General features: G+C 64.3%; 17 protein-coding genes and 1 rRNA gene. 1 reads left to right on the forward strand and 17 read right to left on the reverse strand.

The features are described from left to right. Positions 1-11 precede the first annotated feature (11 nt). Both A5758_RS08880 and murA read right to left on the reverse strand, forming a co-directional pair. Positions 12-1,539, reverse strand: a 16S ribosomal RNA gene (locus A5758_RS08880). A 371-nt stretch (positions 1,540-1,910) separates the two neighbouring features. Continuing rightward, positions 1,911-3,164, reverse strand: a complete 1,254-nt coding sequence (murA, locus tag A5758_RS08885) for a UDP-N-acetylglucosamine 1-carboxyvinyltransferase (RefSeq protein ID WP_067739049.1) — start codon at positions 3,162-3,164, stop codon at positions 1,911-1,913. 195 nt (positions 3,165-3,359) lie between these two features. Between murA and A5758_RS08890 the strand changes: the two genes are divergently transcribed. Next, positions 3,360-3,944 (forward strand): cob(I)yrinic acid a,c-diamide adenosyltransferase, encoded by a 585-nt coding sequence (locus A5758_RS08890; RefSeq protein ID WP_067202189.1) that lies wholly within the window; start codon positions 3,360-3,362, stop codon positions 3,942-3,944. Positions 3,945-3,959: 15 nt separating this feature from the next. Here the strand turns inward: A5758_RS08890 and A5758_RS08895 are convergent, their stop codons facing one another. The 15 genes from A5758_RS08895 to rpmE all read right to left on the reverse strand — a co-directional run bounded on the left by A5758_RS08895 (position 3,960) and on the right by rpmE (position 16,802). Continuing rightward, on the reverse strand, positions 3,960-4,403 hold the full coding sequence (locus A5758_RS08895) for a DUF2550 domain-containing protein (RefSeq protein WP_067739052.1): 444 nt from the start codon (positions 4,401-4,403) through the stop codon (positions 3,960-3,962). A gap of 17 nt (positions 4,404-4,420) precedes the next feature. After that, the gene (locus A5758_RS08900; RefSeq protein WP_067202196.1) at positions 4,421-4,786 is read right to left on the reverse strand and encodes a F0F1 ATP synthase subunit epsilon; all 366 of its coding nucleotides are present in this window, start codon (positions 4,784-4,786) and stop codon (positions 4,421-4,423) included. Positions 4,787-4,820: 34 nt separating this feature from the next. Further along, positions 4,821-6,287: a F0F1 ATP synthase subunit beta gene (gene atpD / locus A5758_RS08905; protein ID WP_067739055.1), complete on the reverse strand. Its 1,467-nt coding sequence runs from the start codon at positions 6,285-6,287 to the stop codon at positions 4,821-4,823. Between the two features lie 22 nt (positions 6,288-6,309). Continuing rightward, complete coding sequence (locus tag A5758_RS08910) at positions 6,310-7,218, reverse strand: F0F1 ATP synthase subunit gamma (protein WP_067202201.1); 909 nt, start codon at positions 7,216-7,218, stop codon at positions 6,310-6,312. Between the two features lie 6 nt (positions 7,219-7,224). Beyond that, the gene (gene atpA / locus A5758_RS08915) at positions 7,225-8,901 is read right to left on the reverse strand and encodes a F0F1 ATP synthase subunit alpha (protein ID WP_067739058.1); all 1,677 of its coding nucleotides are present in this window, start codon (positions 8,899-8,901) and stop codon (positions 7,225-7,227) included. A gap of 57 nt (positions 8,902-8,958) precedes the next feature. Then, positions 8,959-10,299, reverse strand: coding sequence for a F0F1 ATP synthase subunit B/delta (locus A5758_RS08920; protein WP_067739062.1), 1,341 nt, complete (start codon positions 10,297-10,299; stop codon positions 8,959-8,961). Between the two features lie 6 nt (positions 10,300-10,305). After that, positions 10,306-10,839, reverse strand: a complete 534-nt coding sequence (locus tag A5758_RS08925) for a F0F1 ATP synthase subunit B (RefSeq protein ID WP_067739065.1) — start codon at positions 10,837-10,839, stop codon at positions 10,306-10,308. Between the two features lie 9 nt (positions 10,840-10,848). After that, a complete protein-coding gene (locus tag A5758_RS08930) occupies positions 10,849-11,097 on the reverse strand; it encodes a F0F1 ATP synthase subunit C (RefSeq protein ID WP_024636915.1) in 249 nt (82 codons plus the stop codon). Positions 11,098-11,181: 84 nt separating this feature from the next. Further along, positions 11,182-11,937: a F0F1 ATP synthase subunit A gene (atpB, locus tag A5758_RS08935; RefSeq protein ID WP_067202211.1), complete on the reverse strand. Its 756-nt coding sequence runs from the start codon at positions 11,935-11,937 to the stop codon at positions 11,182-11,184. After that, entirely contained in the window at positions 11,930-12,427 is a 498-nt protein-coding gene (locus tag A5758_RS08940; RefSeq protein ID WP_067739068.1) for an ATP synthase subunit I, read from the reverse strand. The genes atpB and A5758_RS08940 overlap by 8 nt, the downstream gene beginning before the upstream one ends. A gap of 218 nt (positions 12,428-12,645) precedes the next feature. Then, entirely contained in the window at positions 12,646-13,863 is a 1,218-nt protein-coding gene (locus A5758_RS08945) for a glycosyltransferase family 4 protein (protein ID WP_156622568.1), read from the reverse strand. A 25-nt stretch (positions 13,864-13,888) separates the two neighbouring features. Further along, positions 13,889-14,548 carry an L-threonylcarbamoyladenylate synthase gene (locus tag A5758_RS08950; protein WP_067739078.1) on the reverse strand — a complete coding sequence of 220 codons (660 nt, stop codon included), beginning with the start codon at positions 14,546-14,548 and terminating at the stop codon, positions 13,889-13,891. Beyond that, entirely contained in the window at positions 14,545-15,393 is an 849-nt protein-coding gene (gene prmC, locus A5758_RS08955) for a peptide chain release factor N(5)-glutamine methyltransferase (RefSeq protein WP_067739081.1), read from the reverse strand. The genes A5758_RS08950 and prmC overlap by 4 nt, the downstream gene beginning before the upstream one ends. Continuing rightward, positions 15,390-16,463, reverse strand: a complete 1,074-nt coding sequence (gene prfA, locus A5758_RS08960; protein WP_067202224.1) for a peptide chain release factor 1 — start codon at positions 16,461-16,463, stop codon at positions 15,390-15,392. Before prfA ends, prmC begins: the two co-directional genes overlap by 4 nt. A 102-nt stretch (positions 16,464-16,565) precedes the next feature. After that, complete coding sequence (gene rpmE, locus A5758_RS08965; RefSeq protein ID WP_067202335.1) at positions 16,566-16,802, reverse strand: 50S ribosomal protein L31; 237 nt, start codon at positions 16,800-16,802, stop codon at positions 16,566-16,568. Positions 16,803-16,810: the final 8 nt, after the last annotated feature.

Raw genomic sequence — 16,810 nt, forward strand, 5'->3', positions numbered from 1 at the left:
GTGCTCCTTAGAAAGGAGGTGATCCAGCCGCACCTTCCGGTACGGCTACCTTGTTACGACTTCGTCCCAATCGCCGATCCCACCTTCGACAGCTCCCTCCCAAGGGTTAGGCCACTGGCTTCGGGTGTTACCGACTTTCATGACGTGACGGGCGGTGTGTACAAGGCCCGGGAACGTATTCACCGCAGCGTTGCTGATCTGCGATTACTAGCGACTCCGACTTCACGGGGTCGAGTTGCAGACCCCGATCCGAACTGAGACCGGCTTTAAAAGGATTCGCTTAACCTTGCGGCATCGCAGCCCTTTGTACCGGCCATTGTAGCATGTGTGAAGCCCTGGACATAAGGGGCATGATGACTTGACGTCATCCCCACCTTCCTCCGAGTTGACCCCGGCAGTCTCTCACGAGTCCCCGGCATTACCCGCTGGCAACATGAGACAAGGGTTGCGCTCGTTGCGGGACTTAACCCAACATCTCACGACACGAGCTGACGACAGCCATGCACCACCTGCACACAGGCCACAAGGGAACGCCTATCTCTAGACGCGTCCTGTGCATGTCAAACCCAGGTAAGGTTCTTCGCGTTGCATCGAATTAATCCACATGCTCCGCCGCTTGTGCGGGCCCCCGTCAATTCCTTTGAGTTTTAGCCTTGCGGCCGTACTCCCCAGGCGGGGTACTTAATGCGTTAGCTACGGCACGGATCCCAAGGAAGGAAACCCACACCTAGTACCCACCGTTTACGGCGTGGACTACCAGGGTATCTAATCCTGTTCGCTCCCCACGCTTTCGCTCCTCAGCGTCAGTTACTGCCCAGAGACCCGCCTTCGCCACCGGTGTTCCTCCTGATATCTGCGCATTCCACCGCTACACCAGGAATTCCAGTCTCCCCTGCAGTACTCTAGTCTGCCCGTATCGCCCGCACGCTCACAGTTAAGCCGTGAGATTTCACGAACAACGCGACAAACCACCTACGAGCTCTTTACGCCCAGTAATTCCGGACAACGCTCGCACCCTACGTATTACCGCGGCTGCTGGCACGTAGTTGGCCGGTGCTTCTTCTCCACCTACCGTCAACTCACAAAGTGAGCCTTCGTCGATGGTGAAAGAGGTTTACAACCCGAAGGCCGTCATCCCCCACGCGGCGTCGCTGCATCAGGCTTGCGCCCATTGTGCAATATTCCCCACTGCTGCCTCCCGTAGGAGTCTGGGCCGTATCTCAGTCCCAGTGTGGCCGGACACCCTCTCAGGCCGGCTACCCGTCGTCGCCTTGGTAGGCCATCACCCCACCAACAAGCTGATAGGCCGCGGGCCCATCCCACACCGCAAAAGCTTTCCACCACAAGGCATGCGCCAAGTGGTCCTATCCGGTATTAGACCCAGTTTCCCAGGCTTATCCCGAAGTGCAGGGCAGATTGCCCACGTGTTACTCACCCGTTCGCCACTCGAGTACCCCCGAAGGGGCCTTTCCGTTCGACTTGCATGTGTTAAGCACGCCGCCAGCGTTCGTCCTGAGCCAGGATCAAACTCTCCAAACAAAATCTCCTCGCATAACGAGGTGAATTTCAAATCAGAGAAAATCTGACCTAACAAAAAGACACCAAATAACTGGCATCAAAAATTGCCATACCCACACACGGGGAGTGCTAGGTATGGCCAAAAAAACAACAACAAATAATAAAAACCAAACACACTATTGAGTTCTCAAACAACACTTGTTTCGCCCGTTTTGGGGCAACCCTGCCAGCTTAATACAAGTCCGGCAGTGGAGTCAACTCCCAGTTTTGGTCTTCCAGAGACCGTTTCGGGAGCAGCCGTGCCAGGCTAGTACCAATCCAGCGAGGGAGTCAAGCGCCCGGGGTGTCGACCGCCTGGTGTGGCGACCGGCCCTGCGGGGCACTGACTTTGGTTACTCTACCCGCTCGATCTCCGCTCCCAAAATCGCCAGGTTTTCGACGAACAAGGGGTAGCCGCGATCGATGTGGAAGACGTCGTGGACCTCGGTGTCACCGTCCGCCACGAGCCCCGCCAACACCAGGCCGGCACCGGCCCGAATATCCGAACACCACACCGGGGCGCTCGACAATTGGGGCAGACCTCGTACGACGGCATGGTGCCCGTCGGTGCGGGCGTCGGCGCCCAACCGGATCATTTCTTCGACGAAGCGGAAGCGCGCCTCGAAAACGTTTTCCGTGATCATCGACGTGCCGTCGGCGATCGACGCCAGGGCGATAGCCATCGGCTGCAGGTCGGTCGGGAACCCGGGGAACGGCAGCGTCGCGACGTTGACGGCCTTGGGGCGCTCGTACTGCGTGATCCGGAAGCTGTTGTCCGTTTGGGTGACCGTCGCGCCGGCGTCGTGCAGTTTATGCAGCACCACCTGGAGGTGGGCGGGGTCGACCCCCGTCACCGAAATGTCGCCTCGGGTCATCGCGGCCGCGATGCCCCACGTGGCGGCGACGATGCGATCACCGATCACCCGGTGCTCGGTCGGGTGTAGCCGGGGGACGCCGGTGATGGTCATGGTCGGCGAACCCGCACCTTCGACCTGCGCGCCCATCTGATTCAACATGGTGCACAGGTCCACGACATCGGGTTCGCGCGCCGCGTTGTGGATTGTGGTTACGCCCTCGGCCAAGACGGCGGCCATCAAGATGTTTTCGGTGGCTCCTACCGACGGAAACTCGAGCTGAATCTCCGCACCGCGCAACGTTTCGGCTTGGGCGACGACGCAGCCGTGCTCGATATTGCATTGCGCGCCCAGTTGGCGCAGGCCCGACTGGTGCATGTCCAGCGGACGAGACCCGATCGCGTCACCGCCCGGCAGCGCGACCCTGGCCCGCTTGCACCGGCCGACCAGCGGCCCAAGCACGCAGACCGACGCGCGGAACTGTCGCACCGCAGCGAAATCGGCGTCGTATTTCGGCTCGTCCGGTGAGGTGATGCGGGCGACGTCGCCGTCGAGCTCCACGGTGGCGCCGAGCCCACGCAACACCTCGGCCATCAACGGCACGTCGAGGATGTCGGGGCAGTTGGTGATGGTGCTGGTGCCTTCGGCCAGCAGGGTCGCTGCCATCAGCTTGAGCACGCTGTTTTTGGCGCCCCCCACTGCGACTTCGCCGGACAACCGGTTGCCGCCGGTCACCACGAATCGCTCAGCCACCCGCGTCAGTCTAGTGAAGCGGTATCGGCTTGTCAGTCAGCCCGCTTGACGACGATGCGCTCCGCCGAGCGGAGTGAGGAGCGACACCCCCCAGCCGCGCTGGGAGCACCGCCCGCTCGCGGGGGACGGCGAGGGGGCGAGTCAAGCAGTCAGCCGAGGCTCCATGCCTACCCGGGCCGCAGTACCGTTTTGCTCATGGCGATACACCTGACCCGGATCTATACGCGAACCGGTGACGACGGCACGACGGGATTGAGTGACTTCTCGCGGGTCTCCAAGAACGACCCTCGTCTGGTCGCGTACGCCGATTGCGACGAGGCCAACTCGGCGATCGGCGTCGCGATCGCCTTGGGGCAGCCCGACGAGGAAACCGCCGGCGTACTGCGGCAGATCCAGAACGACCTGTTCGACGCCGGCGCGGACCTGTCGACCCCGGTGGTGGAAAACCCCGAATATCCCCCGCTGCGAATCACCCAGCCCTACATCGATCGACTGGAGGGCTGGTGTGACAAATATAACGAGCACCTGCCGGCGCTGAATTCCTTTGTGCTCCCGGGCGGTTCGCCGTTGTCCGCGCTGTTGCACGTCGCCCGCACGATCGTCCGTCGAGCGGAACGATCGGCCTGGGCGGCGATCGATGCCGCGCCGCAGCAGATCAACGTGCTTCCGGCGAAATACCTGAACCGCCTCTCGGATCTGCTTTTCATCCTGGCACGCGCGGCCAATCCCGACGGCGACGTGTTGTGGAAACCCGGCGGAGGCGCGCCGACCCCGGGTTAGCCTGCGGCACAAGGCCTAAACGCTGCGGCGACGGGCGCGTGGTGACGGACGGGACTCCAGCCAGGACAGGAAGGCCGTCAAAGCGCCCTTGTCCAGCGCGATCTCGTAACCGGTCCTGCGGTCCTGCGTCGTGTCGCGCAGCTCCACCACGACGATCTCGTCGGTCATGATGTCGAATTCGTCGCCGCGCGGCGCACGCCGGGCGACAATTTCCACTCCCCGGCGGCTGAGTCGACGGTCCGGCCACAAACGCAGGCTGGAGAGTCGGTAGAACGCCGCCTCACCGCCGCGGTAACGAATCACGCCGTGACGCCAGCCGTGACCTCCGATCGCGGGAATGTCCCGCATGATCCCCGCCGTGCCGCCCTGACGCAGCTTCCACAACCGATAACTCAGCGCGACGACCGCGCCCGCGAGGACAACGACGAGCACGACCATGCCGACCATGGGCGCGCTCATCCTCTTGTCCGGGGCGGCTAGTCGATCGCGCCGACGGCGCGCAATCTGCCGCGCCCCCGCGCCGCGATGCGCGGATCGTCGGACTCAGATTCCTCCCTGGCGGCGCTTTCGTCGATCTCAGATTCGAATGCGGCGGACTCGGCCAGGACCGTGACCGTCTCCTCGGTGACCGACAGGAAACCGCCTTCGATGGCGACCCGCAGATCGTCTTCGCCATCTCGCTCGACGCGCACCATTGCGTCGTCGACCAATTGCGCTACCAACGGGATATGCCGCGGCAGGATGCCGATCTCGCCGACGGTGGTGCGGGTGAACAGGAAAGTCGCCTCACCCGACCAGATCTTCCGGTCTACGGCGACTATCTCAACATTCAAATCCGCCATGCCACAGTGCCCTTCACAGCCTTTGACTCAGTCCTCAGGAATCCAGTTTGGCGCCGAAGCTTTCGGCTTTCTTGGCCAAGTCGTCGAGGCCACCGATCAAGAAGAACGCCTGCTCCGGTATGTGGTCGAAGTCGCCCTTGGTCAGGCGGTCGAACGCCTCGATGGTCTCCTTCAGCGGCACCGTCGAACCCGGCTGACCCGTGAACTGCTCGGCCGCCATCATGTTCTGCGAGAGGAACCGCTCGATGCGTCGTGCGCGCTGAACGAGCTGCTTGTCCTCTTCCGACAGCTCGTCGATACCGAGGATCGCGATGATGTCCTGGAGGTCCTTGTACCGCTGCAGGATTCGGATGACCTCCTGCGCCACGCGGTAGTGCTCGTCACCAACGATGCTCGGGTCCAGGATGGTCGAGCTCGATGCCAGCGGGTCCACCGCGGGGAAAATTCCCTTGGAGAACACCGAACGCGACAGCTCGGTGGTCGCGTCCAGGTGCGCGAACGTCGTCGCCGGCGCGGGGTCGGTGTAGTCGTCGGCGGGCACGTAGACCGCCTGCATCGACGTGATCGAGCGGCCGCGGGTCGACGTGATGCGCTCCTGCAGCTCGCCCATCTCGTCGGCCAGCGTGGGCTGGTAGCCCACGGCCGACGGCATACGGCCGAGCAGTGTCGACACCTCGGAACCCGCCTGAGTGAAGCGGAAGATGTTGTCGATGAACAGCAGCACGTCCTGGCCGGCCTCGTCGCGGAACCACTCCGCCATCGTCAGCGCCGACAGCGCCACCCGCATACGGGTGCCGGGCGGCTCGTCCATCTGACCGAACACCAGCGCAGTGTCTTTGAGCACGTCGGCTTCTTTGAGCTCAACCCAAAGGTCGTTGCCCTCGCGGGTGCGCTCGCCCACGCCGGCGAAAACCGAAGTACCACCGAAGTTGCGGGCGATACGGTTGATCATCTCCTGGATGAGCACCGTCTTGCCCACGCCGGCACCGCCGAACAGCGCGATCTTGCCACCACGCACGTACGGGGTCAGCAGGTCGACGACCTTGAGCCCGGTTTCGAGCATCTCGGTACGGGGCTCGAGCTCTTCGAAGGCCGGGGGCTTGCGGTGGATCGACCAATGCTCGAAGTCCTCGCCGTATCCCGGCTTGTCCAGGCAGTCCCCGAGCGCGTTGAAGACGTGACCCTTCACCTCTTGGCCGACCGGCACCGAGATCGGCTTGCCGCTGTCGGTGACCTCGACGCCGCGGACCAGGCCGTCGGTGGGCTGCAACGAAATGGTGCGAACCAGGCTGTCGCCGAGGTGCTGTGCGACCTCCAGCGTGAGGGTCTTCTTGAGTTCCTCGAACGTGATCTCGGCGTTGAGCGCGTTGAACAGTTCAGGCACGGATCCACGCGGGAACTCGACGTCGACCACGGGACCGGTGATCCGTACCACGCGGCCGCTGTTCTCGGAGTTGGTGGACTTATCGGTCTTTTCTGTTGCTTCGGTAGTAGCAGCCATATCTTTTCTTCTTCCTCGTGTGCTACTTGGCGTCGGCGAGTGCGTTTGCACCGCCGACGATTTCGCTGATCTCTTGGGTGATCTGAGCCTGCCGCTCGCGGTTCGCCATCAGCGTCAGTTCTTTGATCAGGTCGTCCGCATTGTCGGTCGCCGACTTCATCGCTCGTTGGCGCGACGCGAGCTCAGATGCCGCCGATTCGAGCAGCGCGGCGTAGACGCGGGTCGTCACGTACCGCGGTAGCAACGACTCGAAAAGCGTTGTCGCGTCAGGCTCGAACGAGTACAGCGTGTGAAGTTCCTCGGTGTCTTCGACATACTCCACGACCAGCGGAGCGATGCGGTGGGCCACCGCGGCCTGCGACATCATCGACTTGAACTCCGAGTAGACGATGTGCAGTTCGTCCACGCCTTGGTCGTCCTGTGACTCCTCGTCGCCTGCGCCCTTCATGAACGTCTCAACCAGGGTCGAGGCGATCTCCGCGGCGTTTTCGTAGCTGGGTTGCTCGGAGAAGCCCGTCCACGAGTCGGTGATGTCCCAGTTGCGGAATTTGAAGTAGTTCAGCGCCTTACGGCCAACCGTGTAGACGACCGGCGTCTTGCCTTCCTCCCTTAGCAGGGAGAACAGCTCCTCGGATCGACGGAAGATGCTGGAGTTGTAGGCGCCGCACAGACCGCGGTCGGAGGACACCACGACGACGCCGGCCCGCTTGGGCTCTTCCCGTTCGACCAGCAAAGGGTGATCAAGGGCGGCTTCCGACGACAGGGTGGTGAGCATCGCCGTGATCTGGAGCGCGTAGGGCCTGGCGGCTTGCAGCCGGGTCTGCGCCTTGCCGATGCGCGATGTCGCGATCATCTCCTGGGCCTTGGTGATCTTCTTGATCGACCCCGCCGAGCGAATCCGGCCGCGTAGTTCGCGAAGTGTGGCTGCCATCGTTAGCTACTTCTTGTCCTTGCCGCTCTTGGAGTCCTTCTTGTCCTTCGGCTTCTCCTTCTTGACCTGGACCGACTCCTTTTCGAGATCTTCCTCGTCCAGAGGCTCGACGTGCTCGTCGGGCACCACCGATCCGCCGCCCGTGGCCGCGAATCCCTTCTTGAACTTGTTGATGATCTCGGTCAGCTGATTTTCGCCCTCTTCGGAAAGCTTTCCGCTGTCGCGGATACCGGCCAGAAACTTCTCTTCCGATGCCCGCATGTGGTCCAGCAACTCGGTTTCGAAGCGCCTGACGTCCTCGACCGGCACGGAGTCCAGGTGACCGCCGGTGCCCAGGAAGATCGAAACCACCTGCTCCTCAACCGGCATGGGCTGGTACTGCGGTTGCTTGAGCAGCTCGACCAGCCGCTCACCGCGCTCCAGCTGCGCCTTGGAGGTGGCGTCCAGGTCCGAAGCGAAGGCCGCGAACGATTCCAGTTCGCGGTACTGCGACAGGTCCAGACGCAGCGAGCCGGCCACCTCTTTCATGGCCTTGATCTGCGCCGCACCGCCCACGCGGGACACCGACACACCGACGTTGATGGCCGGCCGCACACCCTGGTTGAACAGGTCGGACTCCAGGAAGCACTGGCCGTCGGTGATCGAGATGACGTTGGTCGGGATGTAGGCCGAGATGTCGTTGGCCTTGGTCTCGATGATCGGCAGACCCGTCAGCGAACCGCCCCCAAGTTCGTCGGAGAGCTTCGCGCAGCGCTCCAGCAGCCGCGAGTGCAGGTAGAACACGTCACCGGGGTACGCCTCGCGGCCCGGCGGGCGGCGCAGCAGCAGTGAGATCGCGCGGTACGCCTCGGCCTGCTTGCTCAGGTCGTCGAAGACGATCAGCACGTGCTTGCCGTCGTACATCCAGTGCTGGGCGATCGCCGAACCCGTGTACGGCGCAAGCCATTTGAAGCCCGCGGAGTCCGATGCCGGCGCCGCGACGATGGTGGTGTAGTCCATCGCGCCGCCCTCTTCGAGCGCACGCCGGACCGAAGCGATCGTGGTGCCTTTCTGGCCGATGGCCACGTAGACGCAGCGGACCTGCTTCTTTTCGTCGCCGCTCTCCCAGTTCTCCCGCTGGTTGAGGATGGTGTCGACGCAGACGGCGGTCTTGCCGGTCTTGCGGTCGCCGATGATCAGCTGCCGCTGGCCGCGTCCGATCGGCGTCATCGCGTCGATGGCCTTGATGCCGGTCTGCAGCGGCTCGCTGACGCTTTGCCGCTGCACCACGGACGGCGCCTGGATCTCCAGGGCGCGTCGGATGTCGGTGTCGATGTCTCCCCGACCGTCGATGGGGTGCCCGAGCGGATTGACGACGCGCCCCAGGAATGCGTCGCCGACGGGGACGGACAGGACCTCGCCGGTGCGCTTGACCTGTTGGCCCTCTTCGATTTTCTCGAAGTCGCCGAGGATCACCGCGCCGACGCTGTGCTCGTCGAGGTTCAGTGCGACGCCGAGGACCCCGCCCGGAAACTCGAGCAGTTCCTGGGTCATGACGGAGGGCAGCCCTTCGACGTGCGCGATGCCGTCCCCGGCGTCGACTACGGTACCGACCTCTTCGCGGGAGGTGTCGGAGGCGAAAGAGCCTACGTACTCCTCGACGGCGCTCTGGATGTCATCAGCGGAGATTGTCAACTCGGCCATGGCTTTTCGTCTTCCTACTTGATCTTCGTTCGCGTGTGCTTGTGCTGATTGATGGTGTCAGTCGGGCAATTGAGCCTTTGCCGCGGCAAGGCGAGAAGCGAGTGTCCCGTCAATCACTTCGTCGGCCAGGGAGATAAGCAGGCCGCCCAGGAGTTCGGCATCGATCTCTAGCTGCACCGTCACCCGGTGACCGTAAATACGGCCGAGCACGTCGGTGAGGCGAGACCGCTGGGCATCGCTGAGTTCGGCCGCCGCGCTGACCTGGGCGACGATTTCACCCCGGCGTGCCACCGCAACTTGTGCCAAGAACTGAACAGCCTCCTCGGCCGACCGACCTCTTAGCAGCTGGACGGTGTGCGTCAGCAGCGACACCACAATTGGGTTGACCCTGCCGCTCGCGCTGTCAAGTACGTTGCGCAGCAGCCCAACTCGGCCTTCCACCGGCACACCGTAGTCGCCCAATAGGATGGCGAGTCGCGGCTGCGCGTCAAGAATGCGGGAGAACCGGAACAACTGGTCTTCGACGTCGTCGACCTTGTCCTCACGTTCGGCGACTTCGAGCAACGCCTGCCGCGAGATGTGCTCGATGGCGTCGATCAAATCGGAGTTGGCCGACCAGCGCTCCGAGACGGCCAGCCGGAGAACGTCGAGTGTGGCGTCGGAGACCTTGCCCGAGACCAGCCGCTCGATCAACCGTACCCGGGGCGTCGCGTCCTCGGCGGGCACGGTGAGATACCGGGTGACAACGATCTCGCGGTCCAGCATTTCGGCGACCGAGACGAGCTCGCCGGACACCGTGGAAAGCGCCTTGTTGTCAAGGTCTTTGGCTATGTCGCCGAACCGCTCGACCAGGCTGACCACTGCTTGCCGACTGGCCGAGCGCATCTTCGTCAACAGCGGATACTGAACCTCGGCGGGTGCCGGCGCCATCTCTTCGAGATCTTCCAGGAACCGATCGACGGTGGCCGACTGCTGCTCCGGGTCTGCGACGTAGTTACGCACCAACTCGCCCGCCTGGCGGACAGCTTCGTGACCGAGTTCCAGGCGAAGCTGGCGGCTCAGCTGGGTGCGCAGCAGGTCGACCTGGCGGCCGCCCTGTGCGGTAATGCGTTCGGACTCGACGTCGGCCTGGGTCCGGAACTGTTCTGCGAGGCGGCCCGCGTCCGTCTGGGCCTCTTCGACGAGCCGTTCGGCTTCCGTCTTGGCGGATTCCACGGCATTACTGTGGGCCGTGGTCGACTCGGTCAACCGATCTGCCGCTGCCGCAGAGTCTTTCAACTGTTGGCGCACGGTCTCTTGACGAGCGGCCATCAGACGACGCACCGGCGGCACGACGTACCGCACGACCAGAAGCACGATGGCCGCGAACCCGATCAACTGCCCGATGAATGTCGACATGCGCGATTACCGTCCAGATTTCCCGGTTGCGGACGTGGCAGCGGTGGCCGGGACCACCTCGACGCCCAGGATCCGGCTGGCCAGCGTCGCCGACATGGCCGCCACGTTGGCGCGCAGATCCAGTTCCACGGAGTCTCTCTCCCGCTTCAGTTGCTCGGAGGCCATTTGCAACGTCGACATCACCTGTTGCTCGGCACGGGCGCGCGCGTCTTCGACCACCTTACGGCCTTCGGCGCGGGCATTGTCCCGCAACGACGACGCCTCAACCCGGGCCTCCGTCAAAGCCTCTTCGTAGTCCGCCTTGGCGGCGTCGAACTGCTCAGCGGCCTTCTTGTTGTCGGCAGCCGTCTTGGCAACCATGGCGTCCCGCTCGCGCAACACCCGCATGACCGGCGGCACGACGAACGTGCCGATGACGGCCAGCACGATCAGGAAGATGGCCAGAACGAAGAAGAAAGTGCCGTTCGGGACGAGGAAGTTGTTGCCTCCCTCTGCCATCACCTGGCTGGATGCCAGAACGCTCAGGCTCGCGTCACCCATCACAGCGGGTTAGGTGCCGACGGGTGTGGCGAAGACGAACAGCGCCATGAACGCCAAGTTGATGAAGTAGGCCGCCTCAACCAGACCGACGGTGATGAAGAAAGGCGTGAACAGCCGGCCTTGCGCCTCGGGTTGCCGGGCGATGCCGGATACCAGCGCGTTACCGGCGATACCGTCACCGATACCGGCGCCGATCGCGCCACCGCCCATGATGAGTCCACCGCCGATGAGAGCAGCGGCAGCGACTTGGGGGTCCAGAGCCATTCTTATCCTCCTTGATAGCTGGTAGCGGTCTACCAGGCCTCTGTAATGGTGTGTGGGACAAAGCGATTCATGGTGGGCTCAGTCATGGTGTTCCTCGATCTCCATGGCTTGGCTGAAGTAGAGGATCGTCAAGATCGAGAAGATGAACGCCTGGATCGCCCCGACGAACAGGTCGAAGGCCTTCCAGATCGCGTTGGGTGCCCACATGATGTACGGCGGGAAGAGCGCGATCAGCGCGACCAGGATGCCGCCGGCGAAGATGTTGCCGAAAAGTCGGAGCGACAACGAGATCGGCTTGGCGAGCTCTTCGACGAGGTTGATCGGTGCCAGGAACGCCACGTGGCCCTTGAGCACGGCGAGCGGGTGGCCGACGATGCCGCGGCGCCAGATGCCCGCCACGTGATAGCAGACGAACACGAAGAGGGCCAGCGCCAGAACGTAGTTGATGTCCGCGGCCGCCGACTTCAGCAGTTCGGTGGTGTGCCCGGACTTATCGGTGTACTGCAGCGGGAGCACCGACAGCCAGTTGGAGATCAGGATGAACACGAAGATCGTGACAGCCAGCGGCAACACGAACGGCGCGATCCGCATCCCGACCGCGGCCTCGATCTGATCGCGCATCTGGACGGTGATGGCCTCCCAGAACAACTGCACACCGCTTGGGACCCCGGTGGAAGTGATCTTCGCCCGGAGGAAGAAGGCCAGCGCCAGGACGATCACGGCGGCGATCGCGGTCGACAGGATCGTGTCGGTGTTGACGGTCAGCCCGAGCCATTTGGCCTGGTTGTGTTCCCCAACCTCGATGGCGGCGGCCAGGAACGTCGTCTCAGTCATCGCTGCTGCCTCTTCCTTCCGTTCCTTCCGATCCCGCGATCACGCCGCCGCCTCCGTCCGAGGGATGGGCGTCCGCCCAGTCACCGGCGCGCAGCTTCTTCCACACCGGAAGCGCCGTCGATGCCACCAACAAGACCTGGAAAAGCGCCAGCCCGAACACGACACCCAGGCCGGCGGGCCGGAAAATGTAGGCGATGATCAGCCCGATGATCGTGATCATGGCCAGCCGGGTAGCAGAATTGAGCGCCATCGTGCTTTTCAGCGGGTGCTCTTTCGCGGTGATCGACGCGACCGAACGACGCACCAGAAGGGCGTTGAGCAAACCGAGCAGCAACCCGACACCGAAGAAGACGCCGACCATCACGTGACCGGTCAGACCGGCGGCGATGACTGCCACCGCAGTAACCGCAATGCTGAGGACGAACAGGCGGACCGGGCGGAACGCAACAGAGGGAAACACCAACGGCGCGTCCTGCGCTGGTGTCGTCACTGCAGCACCTCAATCCCAAGTTGGTAGAGCGGGAGTCCCCCGACCGACTGATCGGTGGCCCGCCGAGCGTATCGCACGTCACAGTGGAATCACCCAAGGGGTATCTCCCGACGTGAGTCCCCAGCCGACCCAACCGGATCTGCGTCCGATGGATAGGCGTTCTGTGCGGCTTTTTGGGGTTCTACCTGCACCGTACCATATCGCGAACACCACTACTACTAGCTGTCGTAGTCCTCGTCTTCGTACTCGTCTCGCCGGCGCATGAGCGGGATCGCCGTCGCGACGCCGGCGACCACGATCGCGCCCAGCATCACCGCGGCGGTATCGCGGGGATTGAAGAAAATCGTGCTGGCGGCGCCGAACGCGACGATGCCGACCCACAGGTAGATCAGCAATACCACCCTGCGGTGGGAATGACCGATCTGCAGCAAGCGGTGGTGCAGGTGCATCTTGTCGGGGCTGAACGCGCTGCGGCCCGCGCGGGTGCGGCGCACGATCGCCAGCAGCAAATCAAGCATCGGCACGAACATGACGGCGACCACCAGCAGGAACGGCGACAGCAGCGCGAACACGTCGCGCGCACCATAGGCGTTTTGCGAAACGGGGCCGGCGGCGGTGGTGGAGGCCGCGGCGAGCATCAAGCCGATCAGCATCGAGCCCGAATCACCCATGAAGATCTTGGCGCGGTGGAAGTTGTGCGGCAGGAAGCCCAGACAGGCCCCCGCGAGCACCACGGAGATCACGGCGGGCGGGTAGAAGAGGACATCGCCGCCGTGGTCGCGTAGCAGGCCGACCGAGAACATGCAGATCGCCAGGGCGGTAATCAGTCCGAGCCCGGCGGCCAGTCCGTCGAGTCCGTCGACGAAGTTCATCGCGTTGACGATGGACACCGTGAGCGCCAGCGTGAGCAGGATCGACGAGGCCTGGTCCAGCACGATGGTGCCGACCCCGCCGATCGGGATGTAGAGGACGCTCCAGGCCACGCCCATGGTGACCAGCACACTCGCCGCGGTGATCTGGCCGGCGAACTTCGTCAGGGCGTCGAGCCCCCAACGATCGTCGATGAGGCCGATGCCCATGATCACCGCGCCGGCCACCAGCACCGCCGGCATACCCGTCGAATAGACGAACCCGCGAGTGAGCGCCGGAAGCTGGGACGCCAGGAAGACGGCCGAAAGAACGCCGAGGAACATCGCCAGCCCGCCCATGCGCGGCGTCGGGGTGACGTGTACGTCGCGTTCCCGCGGATAGGCAACCGCGCCCAGCCGGGTGGCGAGCACGCGGACGGGACCGGTCGCGAAATACGTGATGATGGCGGCGGTCAGTCCAACGAGTGCAAGCTCGCGAAGCGGGACACCGGTCCCGCGGTCACCCAGGGCGAGCAAACCACTGGCGAGGTTGGTTACGTCGCTGGACACGTCGAGACCGTACTGCACCAACCTGGCAAGAGAACCGCTCGGGTTAGGCCTGGGCGGTCAGGCTTTCGGGGTCCACCCCGAGCACTTCGGCGATCCGTTCGGCGCTCACCGGGCCGGGCCGCAGGATCCGCGGGGCGGAACCGGTGAGGTCGACGATCGTGGAAGCGGCCTGCTGCTCGGCCGTCCCCGCGTCGAGATAGACGTCGACGAGGTCGCCGAGTTGATTACGGGCCTCGTCGGCATCCACCGCGGGCGGACGGCCGGACACGTTCGCGCTGGACACCGCCATGGGGCCGACTTCGCGCAACAGCTCGATGGCGACCGGGTGTAGCGGCATCCGCAGCATCACCGTGCCGCGTGCGTCGCCGAGGTCCCACTGCAGCGATGGCGCCTGCGTCACCACCAGGCTCAGCGCGCCCGGCCAGAATGCGCGAATCAGGTCGCGGGCCCCGTCCGGCATGGTGTAGACGAGACCCTCGATGGTGTGCCACGAGCCGACCAGCACGCCGACCGGCATGTCCCGGGCCCGCCCCTTCGCCGACAGCAGGGCGCCCACCGCGGCGCTGTTGAAAGCGTCGGCGCCGATACCGTAGACGGTGTCGGTCGGCATGACAACCAGTCGACCACCCTTGAGCGCCCCTGTCGCCGAGGCGATTCCGCGCGAACGTTGGTCGGGATCGGCGCAGTCGAAGACTTCAGTCATCCGCGCCGCTCCTTTCTGCGCGCGGAGACGAATCTCGGCCGACCGGCCAGGTCGTGGCGGGCCGTGACATCGTCGAAATGCCCCGTCCCACAAACCAACTCGACGGTCTGCGGCGACGTCGTGTCGTCATGTTCGACGGCAAAGATGCCGCCCGGGCGAAGCCAGCGTCCGGCCAGGCGGACGATGGGCGCGATCACCGCCATCCCGTCCGGGCCACCGAACACCGCACGATGTGGGTCGTGTTGGGCGACTTCGGGTTCCACCGCCGCGGCGTCGGGAACGTAGGGCGGATTGGCCACCACCAAGTCGACTCCGCCGTCCAGTTCGGAAAGCAGTCCAACGGCTGTGACGTCGGCCCGCAGGAGTTCGACCGGGGTGCCCGCCGCGTTGCGGCGCGCGTACTCGAGCGCCGTCCCGGAGTCATCGATGCCGATGATCCGCGCTGCGGGGTGGTGCTGGGCCAGCGCCACCGCCAATGCGCCCGAACCGGTGCACAAGTCGACGATGACAGGCCGGGTGGGGAGGCGTTGTTCGGTCACCCACGCCAAGAGGGCTTCGGTTTCCGGGCGCGGGATGAAGACACCGGGGCCGACGTGCAGCATCAGGGGCCCGAACGCGGCTGCGCCGGTGAGATGCTGCAGCGGCACCCGCCGGGAGCGTGCAGCCACGACGTCGCGGTAACGACCGAAGAAATCGTCGCCGAGCGACTCGAGCAAGGCCAGCCGACCGCGCTCGGTACCCGTCAGGTGCGCGGCCAGCTCCTCGGCATCCCAACGGGCGGAGTCGATTCCCGCTTCGGCGAGCGTCGCCGCAGCGGAGTCGATCGCGCGCCGCACGACACTCATGCCTGTTGCAACCGGGACTGTCTGTCGGCGGCGCCCAACGCGTCGAACATCGCGTCCAGGTCGCCGTCGAGTACTTGATCGAGATTGTGTGCCTTGTAACCGATTCGGTGGTCGGTGATCCGGTTCTCCGGGAAGTTGTAGGTGCGAATGCGTTCGCTGCGGTCGACGGTCCGGATCTGGCTGGCGCGGTCGGCCGACGCGTCTGCCAGCGCCTGCTCTTCGGCCAATGCCTGCAGGCGGGCGGCCAGCACCTGCAACGCACGCGTCTTGTTCTGCAGCTGCGAGCGTTCGTTCTGACACGTGACCACGATGCCGGTGGGCAGGTGGGTGATTCGCACCGCGGAGTCGGTGGTGTTCACCCCCTGCCCGCCCTTGCCGGACGAGCGGTACACGTCGATGCGCAGATCCGACTCGTCGATCTGCACCTCGCCCACTTCCTCGGGTTCGGGATAGACCAGTACGCCCGCCGCCGAAGTGTGTACGCGGCCTTGCGATTCCGTCACGGGAACGCGCTGCACCCGGTGCACCCCGCCCTCGAACTTCATGCGGGACCACACTCCGTCGGCCGAGTCGCCCTTGCTGGCGATGGACAGCGTCGCGTCCTTGTAGCCACCGAGGTCCGACGTCGTTTCGTCCAGCACGGTCACGTTCCAGCCGTGCCGCTCGGCATAGCGGATGTACATCCTGGCCAGATCCGCCGCGAACAGAGCCGATTCCTCGCCGCCCTCGCCGGATTTGACCTCGAGCACGATGTCGTCGGCGTCATGCGGGTCGCGCGGCGCCAGCATGTCGGTCAATTGGGTGTCCAATTCGGCGACCCGGGACTCGAGTTCGGTCACCTCATCGGCGAACGACTCGTCGTCGGCGGCCAATTCCCGCGCGGTGTCCAGATCGCCGCGCGCCGACTCCAACTTGCGATACGTGGCGACGATCGGGGCCAATCGGGCGAACCGGCGGCCGGCTTTGCGCGCCTCGGCGGGATTGCTGTGCAGGTCGGGATCCGCCAGCCGTTGCTCGAGCTCGGCGTGTTCGGCCAGCAGCACATCAATGGTCTGCACCGGCTGCGTCACGTGTCACCTCCTGGCCGTTCAGCCCCGCGTTCTCATTTGCCGTAGACGCAAACCGACGCCCGGCCTGTGCTCTCTTGCACAGTTCGGGCGTCGGCAACGCAGCTATTTGTCGGTCTTATCCGCCGCGGCACCTTTGCGCTTGCCGTAGCGCTTCTCGAAGCGCGCCACCCGGCCGCCGCTGTCAAGAATCTTCTGCTTGCCGGTGTAGAACGGGTGGCACTGCGAGCACACCTCGACGACGATGTTGCCGCCGGGCTTGGTGCTGCGGGTCTGGAACGTGTTTCCGCACCCGCAGTGCACGGTGGTCTCCGCGTAGGCGGGATGAATGTCAGATTTCATGCTGTCCT

Source organism: Mycobacterium sp. 852014-50255_SCH5639931 (genome assembly GCF_001665605.1).
Classification (GTDB): domain Bacteria; phylum Actinomycetota; class Actinomycetes; order Mycobacteriales; family Mycobacteriaceae; genus Mycobacterium; species Mycobacterium paraffinicum.

Excerpts from the sequence above, each read along its gene's own strand:
- A5758_RS08890 (WP_067202189.1), top strand. The coding sequence starts at position 3,360 with ATGGCGATACACCTGACCCGGATCTATACGCGAACCGGTGACGACGGC.
- A5758_RS08895 (WP_067739052.1), bottom strand. The coding sequence starts at position 4,403 with ATGAGCGCGCCCATGGTCGGCATGGTCGTGCTCGTCGTTGTCCTCGCG.
- A5758_RS08900 (WP_067202196.1), bottom strand. The coding sequence starts at position 4,786 with ATGGCGGATTTGAATGTTGAGATAGTCGCCGTAGACCGGAAGATCTGG.
- atpD (WP_067739055.1), bottom strand. The coding sequence starts at position 6,287 with ATGGCTGCTACTACCGAAGCAACAGAAAAGACCGATAAGTCCACCAAC.
- A5758_RS08910 (WP_067202201.1), bottom strand. The coding sequence starts at position 7,218 with ATGGCAGCCACACTTCGCGAACTACGCGGCCGGATTCGCTCGGCGGGG.
- atpA (WP_067739058.1), bottom strand. The coding sequence starts at position 8,901 with ATGGCCGAGTTGACAATCTCCGCTGATGACATCCAGAGCGCCGTCGAG.
- A5758_RS08920 (WP_067739062.1), bottom strand. The coding sequence starts at position 10,299 with ATGTCGACATTCATCGGGCAGTTGATCGGGTTCGCGGCCATCGTGCTT.
- A5758_RS08925 (WP_067739065.1), bottom strand. The coding sequence starts at position 10,839 with ATGGGTGACGCGAGCCTGAGCGTTCTGGCATCCAGCCAGGTGATGGCA.
- atpB (WP_067202211.1), bottom strand. The coding sequence starts at position 11,937 with ATGACTGAGACGACGTTCCTGGCCGCCGCCATCGAGGTTGGGGAACAC.
- A5758_RS08950 (WP_067739078.1), bottom strand. The coding sequence starts at position 14,548 with ATGACTGAAGTCTTCGACTGCGCCGATCCCGACCAACGTTCGCGCGGA.
- prmC (WP_067739081.1), bottom strand. The coding sequence starts at position 15,393 with ATGAGTGTCGTGCGGCGCGCGATCGACTCCGCTGCGGCGACGCTCGCC.
- rpmE (WP_067202335.1), bottom strand. The coding sequence starts at position 16,802 with ATGAAATCTGACATTCATCCCGCCTACGCGGAGACCACCGTGCACTGC.